This is a genomic window from Aeromonas sp. 600282 (assembly GCF_049175755.1).
GTDB lineage: Bacteria > Pseudomonadota > Gammaproteobacteria > Enterobacterales > Aeromonadaceae > Aeromonas > Aeromonas veronii_A.
In genome coordinates this window covers 1-14163 of the sequence record NZ_JAAKVR010000007.1, presented here as the reverse complement: position 1 = coordinate 14163, position 14163 = coordinate 1, and the positions used below count along the sequence as shown (strand labels likewise).

General features: G+C 55.7%; 14 protein-coding genes and 2 tRNA genes. 15 read left to right on the top strand and 1 reads right to left on the bottom strand.

Going from position 1 to position 14163, the window contains the following annotated elements; all coding sequences use genetic code 11:
• Window positions 1–17: 17 nt before the first annotated feature.
• Window positions 18–2027: a methyl-accepting chemotaxis protein gene (locus G5137_RS08565; protein ID WP_421255229.1), complete on the bottom strand. Its 2010-nt coding sequence runs from the start codon at window positions 2025–2027 to the stop codon at window positions 18–20.
• Window positions 2028–2288: 261 nt separating this feature from the next.
• Here G5137_RS08565 and ruvA point away from each other — a divergent pair, with 261 nt between their 5' ends.
• From ruvA to G5137_RS08490, 15 genes are all read left to right on the top strand, one after another.
• Window positions 2289–2903, top strand: a complete 615-nt coding sequence (ruvA, locus tag G5137_RS08560) for a Holliday junction branch migration protein RuvA (protein WP_216952061.1) — start codon at window positions 2289–2291, stop codon at window positions 2901–2903.
• A gap of 8 nt (window positions 2904–2911) precedes the next feature.
• Window positions 2912–3922: a Holliday junction branch migration DNA helicase RuvB gene (gene ruvB, locus G5137_RS08555; RefSeq protein ID WP_005335744.1), complete on the top strand. Its 1011-nt coding sequence runs from the start codon at window positions 2912–2914 to the stop codon at window positions 3920–3922.
• A gap of 936 nt (window positions 3923–4858) precedes the next feature.
• Window positions 4859–6415: a cytochrome ubiquinol oxidase subunit I gene (locus G5137_RS08550; RefSeq protein ID WP_005335743.1), complete on the top strand. Its 1557-nt coding sequence runs from the start codon at window positions 4859–4861 to the stop codon at window positions 6413–6415.
• Between the two features lie 11 nt (window positions 6416–6426).
• A complete protein-coding gene (gene cydB / locus G5137_RS08545) occupies window positions 6427–7563 on the top strand; it encodes a cytochrome d ubiquinol oxidase subunit II (RefSeq protein WP_005335741.1) in 1137 nt (378 codons plus the stop codon).
• 14 nt (window positions 7564–7577) lie between these two features.
• A complete protein-coding gene (cydX, locus tag G5137_RS08540) occupies window positions 7578–7694 on the top strand; it encodes a cytochrome bd-I oxidase subunit CydX (protein WP_005304933.1) in 117 nt (38 codons plus the stop codon).
• Entirely contained in the window at window positions 7681–7992 is a 312-nt protein-coding gene (locus tag G5137_RS08535) for a cyd operon YbgE family protein (protein ID WP_041202810.1), read from the top strand. Before cydX ends, G5137_RS08535 begins: the two co-directional genes overlap by 14 nt.
• 105 nt (window positions 7993–8097) lie before the next feature.
• Window positions 8098–8505, top strand: a complete 408-nt coding sequence (gene ybgC / locus G5137_RS08530) for a tol-pal system-associated acyl-CoA thioesterase (RefSeq protein WP_005343212.1) — start codon at window positions 8098–8100, stop codon at window positions 8503–8505.
• Between the two features lies 1 nt (window position 8506).
• Window positions 8507–9184 carry a protein TolQ gene (gene tolQ / locus G5137_RS08525; protein ID WP_216954450.1) on the top strand — a complete coding sequence of 226 codons (678 nt, stop codon included), beginning with the start codon at window positions 8507–8509 and terminating at the stop codon, window positions 9182–9184.
• The gene (tolR, locus tag G5137_RS08520; protein ID WP_005335733.1) at window positions 9184–9630 is read left to right on the top strand and encodes a protein TolR; all 447 of its coding nucleotides are present in this window, start codon (window positions 9184–9186) and stop codon (window positions 9628–9630) included. The genes tolQ and tolR overlap by 1 nt, the downstream gene beginning before the upstream one ends.
• 5 nt (window positions 9631–9635) lie before the next feature.
• Window positions 9636–10766: a cell envelope integrity protein TolA gene (gene tolA, locus G5137_RS08515; protein WP_216979490.1), complete on the top strand. Its 1131-nt coding sequence runs from the start codon at window positions 9636–9638 to the stop codon at window positions 10764–10766.
• A 95-nt stretch (window positions 10767–10861) separates the two neighbouring features.
• Window positions 10862–12187, top strand: a complete 1326-nt coding sequence (gene tolB, locus G5137_RS08510) for a Tol-Pal system beta propeller repeat protein TolB (protein ID WP_005335728.1) — start codon at window positions 10862–10864, stop codon at window positions 12185–12187.
• 49 nt (window positions 12188–12236) lie between these two features.
• Window positions 12237–12761, top strand: coding sequence for a peptidoglycan-associated lipoprotein Pal (pal, locus tag G5137_RS08505; protein ID WP_005304908.1), 525 nt, complete (start codon window positions 12237–12239; stop codon window positions 12759–12761).
• A gap of 158 nt (window positions 12762–12919) precedes the next feature.
• A complete protein-coding gene (gene ybgF, locus G5137_RS08500) occupies window positions 12920–13720 on the top strand; it encodes a tol-pal system protein YbgF (protein ID WP_421255228.1) in 801 nt (266 codons plus the stop codon).
• Window positions 13721–13894: 174 nt separating this feature from the next.
• Window positions 13895–13970: transfer RNA gene (locus G5137_RS08495), tRNA-Lys, on the top strand.
• 31 nt (window positions 13971–14001) lie between these two features.
• Window positions 14002–14077: transfer RNA gene (locus tag G5137_RS08490), tRNA-Val, on the top strand.
• Window positions 14078–14163 lie beyond the last annotated feature (86 nt).

The following is a 14163-nucleotide window of genomic DNA, read 5'->3' as shown; positions in this document are numbered from 1 at the left end:
TTCGCTATTGGAGGGGGTCAGACTCGGAACTGGGAGAGCAGGCGCTGTTGCAGCAGGCTGGCTTGATGGAGCGAGGAGGCGAGCTGCAGGCACTCCTGCGCCTCCTGTTCGCCGGTTCTGGCTTGCAGACTGATGCCGGAGACCTTGTCAGAGGAGTGGCTCAGGGTGTGTGACAGTTGACCTGTGGCTACGGCCACCTGCTGCACCATGTCGGCCAGCTGGTCGATGGCGCCTTCTACCTTGAACAGGATCTGCTTGGTGTTCTCGGAGTCCTGCATGCCGGACTCCACCGTCTTGAGGTTGCGCTGCATCATCAGGTAGGCGCTCTCGGTCTGCTGCTGGATGCTGCTGATCACCTGGCTGATCTCGGCGCTTGATGTCGCCGTGCGATTGGCCAGGGTGCGCACCTCGTCCGCGACCACAGCAAAGCCACGTCCCATCTCCCCCGCGCGGGCTGCTTCGATAGCCGCATTGAGGGCCAGCAGGTTGGTCTGCTCCGAGATGCCGCTGATGGTGGAGATGATCTGGCCGATCTGGCCCGCCTGCTCCTTGAGGGCGTTGATGGCGATGGCGCACTCGCCCACCTCCTGCACCACCCGCTGCATGCCCGCACTGGCAGAGGCGACATATTGGCTACTTTCGGTGGTTAGCTGGCGCACCTCGTTGGCATTGTGGGCCGCCATGCTGCAGTTGTCAGAAATACCGGTAGCGACCTGTACCATTTGTTCACTGTCCTGATGCAGGGCCAGCGCATGTTCGGCGGTCTGGCGGCTGCTCTGGCTGATCGCCTCCACCCGGTTGACCGAGGTGTGAACGTGTTCGCTGATGTGCCGGGTGTTGTCCATGGTGGAGCTGATCATCTTCTGCAATTTCTCGATGAAGCGATCCACGCTGTTGGCCAGCGAGCCTATCTCGTCATCCCGCTGCAGGTTGATGCGGGCGTTGAGATCCCCCTCGCCGGCGGCGATATCCTGCATCCGTTTGTCCACTTGCAGCAGCGGGGTGACCAGCTTGCGGGTCAGCCAGAAGCCACAGAGGGTGACCATGAGCAGGCTAAGCAACAGGCCGCCCAGCAGCAGGGTGCGGGTTTGGCTGATGATGCCGTTGAGCTGGACTACCTGATCCTCGACGGTGGCATCACCGCTCGCCTCGATGGCAACCAGTTGTTGCTGTAGCTGGTCGGCACTGGCCTCATAGAGAGCCTGCTGGGCCTGATAGCTGCCGAGCGCCTCGATCCACTGCCCCATCAGCTGCTGATGTCGGGCCAACAGGGCGCGATACTGTATCGCCAGCGGCTTGCCGGCAAATTCGCCGGTTCCCTCGATATCGAACAGCCCGGTACCGAGCATGCTGTCGATCGCTTCGTGATAGAAATCGGTCGCCTCTTTCAGCTCGACCTTGATCGCCTCCGTTACCCCTTGTCTGCGCATCTTCTCCAGCGCATAGAGCTGGCGTAAAAAGCCGATATTGGACTCCATTCCCCCGTCGGCCGCTTCCCAGCGGGTGGAGAGGCCACTGTTCCAGCTGATGGTCTGGTCGGGGGCCTGGGTCAGCACCTCTACCGCCCCATCGCCAATCACCTCCAGCTGGGTCGAGAGTCGTGCCATCAGCTCGGCGTTGTGATGCAGGGCCTGATCCACCTCGGTATAGGCGTGATAGAGCGTCAACAGCTTCTCTTGTTGTTGTTGATAGGCCAGCTTCTGCTGCTCCATAGTGGCCAGGACTGCGCCATCAATGAGCTGACCCTGGCTGACCCGGGCCAGCGCATCATCGGTCGCCGCCTTGGCGGCATCAAGCTCGGTGCGATTGAGCGGGGTGCCGTTTTGCATCTTCTGAATCTGTAACTGTTGATTGCCCAGTTCGATGGAGCCTTCCATGGCGCCATCGGCGGTCTGCCAGGCGCTTCCCAACACATAGGTGAGCAGGCCGGCCAGCCGCTGGCTGCCATACCAGCCCACGACCCCCATCCCCAGCGTGCAGCCGAGCAAGATGGCAAGACCCAGATTGGCGGTGGTAACAATTTTCATATGATGGCCTTCCTTGGTATCTGTATTGGCATCAATTTCGGTTCCGAACGGATTTAGTGTAGTGGCTCATGCCCAGTCGGAGTCCGGTACGGTGCAGAAACATCCCGTACACGCAGGCTGAACCAGATCAAGCATGGTGGCCAATTTGCGAAAAAGCTTCTCCGGATACCAGAGGGTTGCTGCCCTATGCTGGATACTTATCCAGTTATTCTTTATGCTATGAGCCAATTTGCGAATAGCTGTATTGGTGAGGAGAGAGCCGTGATTGGTCGCTTGAGAGGCATTGTCATTGAGAAGCAGCCCCCCGAGGTCTTGCTGGAAGTAGGCGGGGTTGGTTACGAGGTTCATATGCCGATGAGCTGCTTCTATGATTTGCCGGAGATCGGCAAGGAGGCGACCATCCACACTCACTTCGTGGTGCGGGAAGATGCCCAATTGCTCTATGGTTTTAACCACAAACAGGAGCGGGCGCTGTTCCGCGAGCTGATCAAGACCAACGGAGTCGGCCCCAAGCTGGCGCTGGCTATTCTCTCCGGCATGACAGCTACCCAATTCGTGCTGAGTGTCGAACGTGAAGAGATAAGCTCTTTGGTCAAACTGCCGGGAGTCGGCAAGAAGACCGCCGAGCGTCTGGTGGTGGAGATGAAGGATCGCCTCAAGGGCTGGGTCAGTCACGACCTCTTCTCCCCGGCCATGGTCACCCTGCCAGCCAGTGAGCCAGAATTGCGGGCACCGGATGTGACCGAAGAGGCGGCCAGTGCGCTGGTGGCCCTCGGTTACAAGCCGCAGCAGGCGAGCCAGATTGTCAGCAAGATCGCCAAAGAGGGGATGTCGGTGGAAGATATCATCCGTGAATCCCTGCGTAGCCTGGTATGAGGTAGTTGATGATTGAAGCAGACCGCCTCATTTCGGCCAGTGCCGCCCGTGAGGATGACATTATTGACCGGGCTATCCGCCCCAAGAAGCTGGCTGATTACACCGGTCAGGATACCGTCTGCGAGCAGATGGAGATCTTTATCGAAGCGGCCCGTCAGCGGGGTGAAGCGCTCGATCACCTGCTGATCTTCGGTCCGCCGGGCTTGGGTAAGACCACCCTCGCCAACATCGTCGCCAACGAGATGGGTGTCAATATCAAGACCACCTCCGGCCCGGTGCTGGAGAAAGCGGGGGATCTGGCGGCGCTGCTCACCAACCTTGAACCGAACGATGTGTTGTTCATCGACGAGATCCACCGTCTCAGCCCGGTGGTGGAAGAGGTGCTCTATCCGGCGATGGAGGATTACCAGCTCGACATCATGATCGGGGAGGGACCAGCGGCTCGCTCCATCAAGCTGGATCTGCCTCCCTTTACCCTGATTGGCGCTACCACCCGGGCCGGTTCACTCACCAGCCCGCTGCGGGATCGCTTCGGCATCGTCCAGCGGCTGGAGTTTTACAACGTCAAGGACCTGACCGATATCGTCTCCCGCAGTGCCCGTTGTCTGGGGCTCGACATGACGGAAGATGGTGCCATTGAGGTCGCCCGTCGCTCTCGCGGTACGCCGCGGATTGCTAACCGTTTGTTAAGACGAGTGCGTGACTTCGCCCAGGTCAAATCCGATGGCCGGATCGATGGCCCCATCGCGGCCCGCGCCATGGACATGCTGGATGTCGATAACGAAGGTTTTGACTTCATGGACCGCAAGTTATTGTTGGCTGTCATAGACAAGTTTATGGGGGGGCCGGTGGGTCTCGATAATCTGGCCGCCGCGATCGGGGAAGAGAAAGATACTATCGAAGATGTGCTTGAGCCTTATCTGATCCAGCAAGGGTATCTGCAACGTACACCCAGAGGACGGATTGCGACCACACGAGCATATGCTCATTTCGGTCTTCAGCGACCAGATGAGAAGTAAAAACAGTCGTTTGAACAAAAAACCGCCGTCAAAGGCGGTTTTTTGTTATTCGGGCAAAAAAAAAAGCCCACGGCTGATGCGGTGGGCAAAGACAATTCAGGATGGATGTTCACAGACAGTGAGTGCGTCTGGACACAGACCGGAAAATAAACAGGTGAGCCGTCGCGAGCTCTCAGAGTCGGTTCAGTTGATAGAGCTGAACAAAGGAAAGCTTGTAGTAACGGATGGTTTTAGCAACAAACTTTTTCATCTTCGATTCCAATAGACAGGTTCAAATTGATGGTCGAATACGTACCGTGAACCCTGATTAACCGGCCTGTATCCAAGGGTATGCCCTCACTGCGAGGCGCATTGTAGGAGCTCGTATCGGCCCGGGCAAACAAGAAAAATTGCAACCTTCAAATTAGTTTATCTAATGTAGTGATTGATGAAATTGGTTCGCATGAGTATGCATTGTTTGTAGTTTTAAATTGAGTTTTCGAATCAGTTCGCCTGACCTGGATAACATGGAAAAAGGCGCGTCATCGACATTTTTCAAATTAAATGGGGTGGCCGGATGTTAAATTCTTAAATTGATTTAAATCAATATTTTACGCATTGTCATCTTTTGTGATCTGGCTCGCTTCAATAATCGTGAAATAGATTAAACATGGCTTTGAAAGCCATGTATGGCGGGTCCTTTTACATTGATTTCAATCAAATAAAGGTGATATAAAAACCCGGTCATAATGAGCGAGAATAAATTGAAGCTTATTGTTTTTTAATTGTTAAACATTAGCTTTGTTTGTGTTTTCGCGTTGCCTTGTTGTTAATATTGGTGGTTACTGAAAGTGTTTTGTTGTGATGCGTCTCAACGGGGCCCATTCGATAACCCCCAACGGAAGCTTTGTGCTTAAAACTTAAAATAGCCGTGCCAATAATCGGTGAGGAAACATCATGATTGCTGAGCATGTGGTAGACCTATCGCGGTTCCAGTTCGCTGCGACGGCCCTTTATCACTTTTTGTTTGTACCCCTGACGCTGGGAATGGCCTTTCTCCTGGCGATCATGGAATCCGTCTATGTGATGACCAACAACACCATCTACCGGGACATGACCAAATTCTGGGGTAAGTTGTTTGGTATCAACTTTGCCTTGGGGGTCACCACAGGTCTGGCCATGGAGTTCCAGTTCGGGACGAACTGGGCTTACTACTCCCATTATGTCGGCGATATCTTCGGGGCCCCGCTGGCTATCGAAGGGCTGATGGCCTTCTTCCTGGAGTCCACCTTCGTCGGTATGTTCTTCTTTGGTTGGGATCGTCTGAGCAAGCATCAGCATCTTGCAGCCACCTGGTTGATGGCGCTGGGTACCAATCTCTCCGCCCTCTGGATCCTGGTCGCCAACGGCTGGATGCAGAACCCGGTCGGTGCCGAGTTCAACTTCGAATCCATGCGGATGGAGATGATGAGCTTCGCTGACGTGGTGCTCAACCCGGTTGCTCAGGTCAAGTTCGTCCACACTGTGGCGGCTGGTTATACCTGTGGCGCCATGTTTGTGCTGGGTATCTCCTCCTACTACCTGCTGAAGAATCGTGATGTGGCGTTCGCCCGTCGCTCCTTCGCCATTGCCGCCGCGTTCGGTATGGCTTCCATCGTGTCCGTGCTGATCCTCGGTGACGAATCCGGTTACGAGACCGGTGAAGTGCAGAAGGTGAAACTGGCCGCTATCGAAGCTGAGTGGGAAACTGAACCTGCTCCGGCCGCCTTTACCCTGTTCGGTATTCCGAATCAGGAAGAGATGCGCACCGACTACGCCATCAAGATCCCCTATGCGCTGGGCATTATCGCGACCCGTTCTCTGGACGGTCAGGTAACCGGTCTGAAGGATCTGAAGAGCGAGCACGAACTGCGCGTTCGTAACGGTATGACCGCTTACGACCTGCTGACCAAGCTGCAATCCGGTGACAAGTCTGACGAGACCCGCGCTCGCTTCGACGAAGTGAAGCAGGATCTGGGCTACGGTCTGCTGCTCAAGCGCTACACCAGCAACGTGACCGATGCTACCGACGAGCAGATCAAGGCCGCAGTGGATGACTCCATCCCGCAGGTTCTGCCGCTGTTCTTCGCCTTCCGTATCATGGTTGCCGTCGGCATGCTGATGCTGGTGCTGATTGGTATGGCCTTCTATGACAGTGCCCGCCACCAGATCGGCAAGCGCAAGTGGCTGCTCAAGGGTCTGCTGTGGGGTATCCCGCTGCCGTGGATCGCCATCGAAGCAGGCTGGTTTGTGGCTGAATATGGTCGCCAACCGTGGACCATTGCAGAGGTGTTGCCGACTTCCCTCTCTGCATCCAATTTGCCTGCAGCCGAGATCTGGTTCTCTCTGATCGGTATCTGCCTGTTCTATACCGTACTTCTGGTTATCGAGATGTACCTGATGTTCAAGTATGCCCGTCTTGGCCCCAGCAGCCTGAAGACTGGCAAGTATCACTTTGAACAGATCAAGGCATAAGGAGAGCGACCATGTTTGATTACGAAACTCTGCGTGTCATCTGGTGGGCTCTGGTCGGCGTACTGCTGATCGGTTTTGCCATCACTGACGGCTTCGACATGGGGGTAGGCGCACTGCTCCCGTTCGTCGGCAAGAAAGATGTCGAGCGCCGCGTGATGCTCAACACCATGGGGCCGCACTGGGAAGGTAACCAGGTTTGGCTGGTCACTGCCGGTGGCGCCTTGTTCGCCGCCTGGCCGATGGTGTATGCCGCGACCTTCTCCGGCTTCTACATCGCCATGATCCTGACCTTGATGGCGCTGTTCCTGCGTCCGGTCGGTTTCAAGTACCGCTCCCTGCGTGCTGATGCAAAATGGCGCAGCAACTGGGACTGGGCCTTGTTCGCCGGTAGCGCCGTACCGCCCATCGTCTTTGGTGTGGCCTTTGGCAACCTGCTGCAAGGCGTTCCGTTCGAGTTTAACCAGTTCATGATGTTGACCTATCACGGCAACTTCTTCGGCCTGCTTAACCCGTTCGGCATTCTGGCTGGTCTGGTGAGCCTGTTCATGCTGCTCACCCAGGGCGCAACCTGGTTGATGATGAAGACCGACGGGGAAGTGCTGGCACGTTCCCGTACTGCCGCCATGATCTGCTCACTGCTGACCCTGGTGCTGTTTGCTGCCGCGGGTTGGTGGGTAAGCGGTATGGAAGGGTATGTCATCGTCAAGGCTGCCGCGACTGACGCAGTATCCAACCCGATGAACAAGGAAGTTGTCCTGCAGGCTGGTGCCTGGATGAACAACTACACCCTCTATCCGTGGATGGTGGCTGCCCCTGTACTGGGTCTGGCCATGAGCCTGCTGACTGCGCTGTTTGCCCGCATGAACATCGGCTGGCTGGCGTTTACCAGCTCCTCGCTGGCGATTGCCGGGGTCATCCTCACTGCCGGTTTCTCCATGTTCCCGTTCGTGATGCCCTCAAGCCTTGAGCCGTCACTGAGCCTGACCATGTGGGATGCTACCGCCTCTTTCAACACCTTGCAGGTGATGACTGTGGCTGCAGCGATCTTCGTACCGATTGTGCTGGGTTACACCATCTGGACTTACATCAAGATGTTTGGCCGGGTAACCAACAAGCACATCGAAGATAACCAACAATCTCTCTATTAAGAGGTGCGCTGACAATGTGGTATTTCACCTGGATCCTGGGGCTGTTGCTGGCCTGTGCATTTGGCATCATCAATGCGCTGTGGCTGGAACACACCGAGAACATGGATCGTCAGATCGATGAAAACAAGTGATCGACTCGCCAGGCTGGCCGCTCCACTGGAGCGGCAGCCGTGGCAGGGGTTGATGTTACTCGCGGCGGCCTTGTTGGCCGTCGCTATTTTACAGGCCCCCAATCTGATCGCGGCCAACACCAGCGAGCATGGTCTCTGGCTTGCTCCCTGGCTGATGTGGGCCGTCTGTTGTGGCGTACTTAACGGGCTTGGCTTTCATCTGAAAAGCCTGCCCGGACGTGTGCTGTTCAACCCCTGGCTCGCCTGGCCCAGTTTGTTGTATGGCCTCTGGCTGACACATTCATATTTCCTTTCATAAAAAACGGGGGGAGGCAGGATTTCCCTGTCTCCCCCTGCTTCTTTCCTATTCAGCCCTGCGCTATGATAGCCCCCCATCTGACTGTCGAATGGATCACAGATTGTTATGGGGGAAGTCTTTGAGTTTCCGGTACGTGTCTACTACGAAGACACCGATGCCGGGGGCATCGTCTACAACGCCAATTATCTCAAGTTTATGGAACGTGCTCGCACCGAGTTTCTTCGTGCCAAAGGGGTCGAACAGGACGTCTGGCTGCAGGAGGGATATGCCTTCGTGGTGAGCCGAACTGAGATCGATTTCCGCTCGGCGGCCCGTTTTAATGAACTATTGAATGTATTAACGCAAGTGATTGAAGTGAAACGCGCATCCCTGCGTTTTTCGCAGCAGATCCTGGCGGCTGATGGACGACTCGTCACCCAGGCTTTGGTACAGATAGCCTGTGTAAGTCATCCGCAAATGAAACCTGTAGCTATACCTGAAAAAATCAAGGGAGTGCTGTTAAGTGCACGCTGAAATTTCGTTTATTGGCCTGTTTTGGCAAGCCAGCCTGTTGGTAAAACTGGTCATGATCACCCTGATGAGCATGTCTATTGTCTCCTGGGCGCTGATTATCCAGCGTTCCAAGGCGATCAAGGCGGCCAATCTCGCATCGGAACAGTTTGAAGATCGCTTCTGGTCAGGGGTCGATCTCAATCGCCTCTATCAGGAGTCCTCTTCCCGCCGCGATGATATCGAAGGCATGGAAGATATCTTCTACTCCGGCTTCAAGGAGTATGCCCGCCTGCTCAAGGCCGGGGCCCGTGGTCAGGATGCGGTGATGGATGGTACCTACCGTGCCATGCGCGTCTCCCTCTCCCGTGCGGTGGATGATCTGGAATCCAACCTGCCGGTGCTGGCGACCATCGGCTCCATCAGCCCCTACATCGGTCTGTTCGGTACCGTATGGGGGATCATGAACGCCTTTATCGCCCTGGGTCAGGTGCAGCAGGCCACCCTGCAGATGGTGGCACCGGGTATCGCGGAAGCGCTGATTGCGACCGCCATGGGTCTGTTTGCCGCTATCCCGGCGGTAATCTTCTACAACCGCTTCTCCAACAAGGTCGAGCGGCTGGAGAACGCCTACGCCAACTTCATGGACGAGTTCACCACCATTCTGAACCGTCAAATTGCTCAGCAGCAGGGTGATCAGTAATGCAAACCTATCAGCGGATCCGGCGCAAGAAGGTGGCCGAGATCAACGTGGTTCCCTATATCGACGTCATGCTGGTGCTGCTTATCATCTTTATGGCGGTCACGCCGGTGATCACGCAAGGGGTCAAGGTGGATCTGCCGCAGGCTGAGTCCGAGCAGTTGCCGGAAGATGCCAAGCCGCCCTTCATCGTAAGCGTCAATACCGAAGGCGAGTATGTCATCAAGGCTGGCGAAGCCGATGACGAGCCGGTGCCAAGTGGCACGCCAGAGGCGATGCAGCAATACATCACCGAAAAAGCCATGGGCTATCTGGCGATCAACCAGAATGCCCCCGTGGTGGTCGCGGGTGACAAGGCCGTGCGCTACGAAGAGGTGATCCTGTTGATGGTGGCCCTCAAGAATGCGGGTGTGCCTCAGGTTGGCCTGATGACAGATCCGGTGAACTAACGGAGATGGATGTGAAGCGTGGTATTTCCGGTTATCTCATCGCGTCGTTTCTGCTGCACCTGATCATCGGCATCATCCTGTTTGTCGGGCTCGATTTCAGCAAACCGAAACGACCCGAATCGAAGGGGCAGATCGTCAATGCCGTCATGCTTGATGAGAACTTCCTCAACGAGCAGGCCAAGCAGATCCAGCAGCAGAAAGCTCAGCCCAAGCCGCAGAAGGTAGAGAAAGAGAAGGATAAGGAAGATACGGATCTTGCCAAACGCGAACTAGCCCAGCAGCAGGAACGGCTGCGTATTGCCGAGGCCAAGCGGAAAGAAGCAGAAGAGGCGACCCGCAAGGCCGAGGCTGAGAAGCAGAAAAAAGTTGCCGAGCAGAAGCGGGCGGAAGAGAAGGCGCAGAAAGCCGAGGAGGCCCGCAAGCTGGAAGAGCAGAAGGCCAAGAAGGCGGAAGCCGAGCGCAAGGCTGCTGAAGAGGCCAAGGCACTGGCGCTGAAGAAAAAGAAAGAGCTCGAGAAAAAACAGGCGGAAGAGAAGGCTAAAGCCGAGGAGGCCAAAGCCAAGAAAGCGGAAGCTGACAAGAAGGCCAAGGCTGAGGCAGAGAAGAAAGCCAAGGCAGAGGCTGAGAAAAAAGCCAAAGCCGAGGCTGAGAAGAAGGCCAAGGAAGAGGCAGCCAAAAAGGCAAAAGCTGACGCAGAGAAGAAAGCCAAGGCTGAAGCCGAGAAGCAGGCCAAGATCGCGGCAGAACGCAAACGCAAAGCGGCCGAGGAGGCCAGACTGCAAAAAGAGATGGAAGCCATGATGCAGCAGCAGCTGGCGGCTGAAGCCAATGCCCGCAGCCAGGCTGCCTCTGCAGCGGCACAAGGTGAGGTCGACAAGTATGCGGCGCTCATCAAGGCCACTGTTGAGCGGTATATGATTTTAGATCCCACCATGCGGGGCAAAACATGTACTATCGGCGTACGTCTTGCGAGCAGTGGCTTTGTCATATCGGTAGATAACGGCCAGGGTGACCCGGCGGTCTGTCGTTCGGGTAAGGCGGCTGTCTTGAAAGCCAATCAACTGCCAGTGCCCAAGGATCCTGCGGCATTCGAGATGTTGAAGGAATTTAACCTGAAGTTAGAACCGAGTATCTAAGCGTGATAAAACGAGGTTGCTTGCCTCCGGTTGGCAACCTCTCGCCGAGAAAGGAATTTAACCTCTCATCTTTATTGGAACCGAGTATTTAAGCCATGATCAGAAAAGTATTTTTTGCTTTGGTTGGCTGTTTGTTGCTGGGCCAGAGTGCCCAGGCGGCCCTGGACATCGTCATCACCGGCGGTATTGATAGCGCACGCCCCATCGCTGTCGCCCCCTTCAAGTGGGAAGGCAACGGGCAGTTGCCGCAGGACATCGCGGAAGTGGTCTCCAACGACCTGATGCGCAGCGGCAAATTCAAGCCGCTGGCCCGTGGCCAGATGCCGCAGACCCCGAGCAGCAGCAGCGAGATCAACTTCGCTCCCTGGGCCTCCCAAGGGGTTGAAGCCGTGGTGGTGGGTTCCATTTCGGCAGTCGGTGACGGCACCTACAAGGTGAACTTCGAGCTGGTCGATGTGCTGAAGGGTCAGCTGGCCAAGGCACAAGGTGGCGAGAGCAACGGTTACATTCTGGATAGCCGTATGGCGACCATCCCGGGTGCCCAGATGCGCCAGTTTGCCCACCGTATCTCCGACATCGTCTATGAGCGTTTGACTGGCGAGCGCGGTGCCTTCCTGACCCGTCTGGCTTACGTCTCCGTACAGCAGGGTACCCAGTTCCCGTACCAGCTGCGCATTTCTGACTACGACGGTTACAACGAGAAGACCCTGCTGCGCTCCCGCGAACCGTTGATGTCTCCGGCCTGGTCGCCGGATGGCAGCAAGCTGGCTTACGTGAGCTTCGAGAACCAGAAGTCCGAAATCTACGTGCAGGATATCTACACCCAGCAGCGCAGCCTGATCACCAGTTTCCGCGGTATTAACGGGGCGCCGGAGTGGTCTCCGGATGGTCGTCGTCTGGCTATCGTTCTCTCCAAAGATGGTTCACCGAACCTCTATGTGGTTGATGTCGCTAGCAAGCAGCTGACCCGCGTCACAACCAGCCGTGTGATCGACACCGAACCCTCCTGGATGCCGGATGGGCAAAATTTGTTGTTCACCTCTGAACGTGGTGGCAAACCCCAGATTTATAGCGTAAATTTGGCGACTGGTATGACTCGCCGGATGACTTGGGAAGGTGAATCCAACCAGGGTGCATCCATCACTCCTGATGGCAAAATCATGGTGATGGTGACCCGTGTTCAGGGACAGTATCGTATTGCCCGTCAGGACATGGAAAACAATGCCCTGTTGGTCCTGACCCAGAGTGCTCTGGATGAGTCGCCAAGTGTGGCTCCCAATGGCAGCATGATCATTTATGCCACCATCTATCAGGGTCGTAAGAGTCTCGCGTTGGTGTCGACTGATGGTCGCTTCAAGGCTGTGCTTCCGACCAGTAGCGGTGAAATTCGTGCACCAGCTTGGTCGCCCTTCTTGAATTGATAAAAATCCAATTGTTTTTTGTTTTGTTATAAAGGTTTAAGGAAATAGCATGCAACTCAATAAACTGCTCAAGGGTTTGGCCATCGCACTGCCACTGTTCACCCTGGCCGCTTGTAGTTCTTCTTCTGATTCCGACGCCGCTGGCGCTGAATCAGGTATGACCGACGGCATGGGCGGTGTACAAACCGGCGGCGCCAACGGCATGTTGTCCCCGGAAGAGCAGATGCGTCAGAAGTTCGAAGCACTGCAGCGTGACAACGTGATCTACTTCCCGTTCGACGGTTACGATATCCAGGGTCAGTACGCTGATCTGCTGGATGCCCACGCCAGCTACCTGCGCGAGCGCCCGAGCGTGAAAGTCCTGATCGAAGGTCACGCCGATGAGCGCGGTACTCCCGAGTACAACATCGCTCTGGGCGAGCGTCGTGCCAAGGCTGTTGCCAAGTATCTGCAAACCCTGGGTGTGCAGGCCGAGCAGCTCTCCATCGTCAGCTATGGCGAAGAGAAGCCGCTGGACATGTCTCACACCGAGGATGCCTTTGCCAAAAACCGCCGCGCGGTTCTGGTTTACTAAGGTTTAAACCGAACGAAGTTCGTTTATATGCAAGCGGCCATTTCGATGGCCGTTTTATTTGCACTAAACGCCAAGGTTTGATCCGAATGAAATCTGCATATGCGAGCGACGATGGCGCTGGCCGTTTTATCTGTACTAAACGCTAAGGTTTGATCCGAATGAAATCTGTGTACAAGCAAGCTGTCGTTGCGCTGGCCGTAATGGTTGCTCTGAATGCGCAAGCTGCAGCACCGGTCAGCGATCTGGGCGGTGACTCGGGTGGTGGCGTTGTCCTTAGTGGCAACAACGGCGCCATCGTGCCCACCGGTAGCCTGGAAGATCGGGTTGCCCTGCTGGAGCGCACCCTCAATGCCCGTCTGCGACTGCAAGCTGAATTGCAGCAACAGGTCGACTCCCTGCAAGGGGAGGTCTCCGAGCTGCGTGGTCAGCTGGAGCAGCAGACCTACCAGATGGAACAGTCGCAAGAGCGCCAGCGCCAGCTCTACCAAGAGCTCGACAAGGTTGCCAGCAGCCAGCAAGCTGCTCCAGCCGCCCCGGCCCCTGCTGCTGCCACACCGGCTGCTGCCGCCAATTACTCAACCAATCAGGATGAGAACCAGGCCTACGACGCAGCGGTCAACATGGTGCTCAAAGAGAAGAACTACGACAAAGCCATTCCGGCTTTCCAGGGCTTTATCAAGCAGTACCCCAATTCAGGCTATGTTCCCAATGCACACTACTGGCTCGGCCAGTTGCTGTTCAACAAGGGTGACAGAGCCGGTGCCTCGGCCCAGTTTTCGACCGTGGCCAACAAATACAGCAAATCCCCCAAGCGAGCCGATGCGTTGCTGAAGCTGGGTATGCTGGCGCAGCTGGATGGCAAGAAGGCGGAAGCCAGATCCTTCTATGAGCAGGTGATCAAGGGCTATCCCAACACCTCGCCGGCCCAGTTGGCCAAACAGAGTCTGGCCAAGCTGTAACATTGCTGTATGTCACTGTTTTCGTAACGCTACTGTAAAAACAGCCTGCATTTGTACGCACAGTGAGCAAACGGATTTAAATTACGAATTTTCTGTTGCACCGGAAATTTAAATCCGTAATATAGGCCGCCGTCAGAGCCGAAGCAGTAATGCAGTCGGAACTGGTCGTGGTGAGGGTCGTTAGCTCAGTCGGTAGAGCAGTTGACTTTTAATCAATTGGTCGCTGGTTCGAATCCAGCACGACCCACCATTTTCTCCACTCGGTGGAGACAGAATTCCCAGGTCGTTTAGCTCAGCTGGGAGAGCACCTCCCTTACAAGGAGGGGGTCACTGGTTCGATCCCAGTAACGACCACCAGTTTGTAGAAAAAAAATGATTTAGATGGGTCGTTAGCTCAGTCGGTAGAGCAGTTGACTTTTAATCAATTGGTCGCTGGTTCGAAT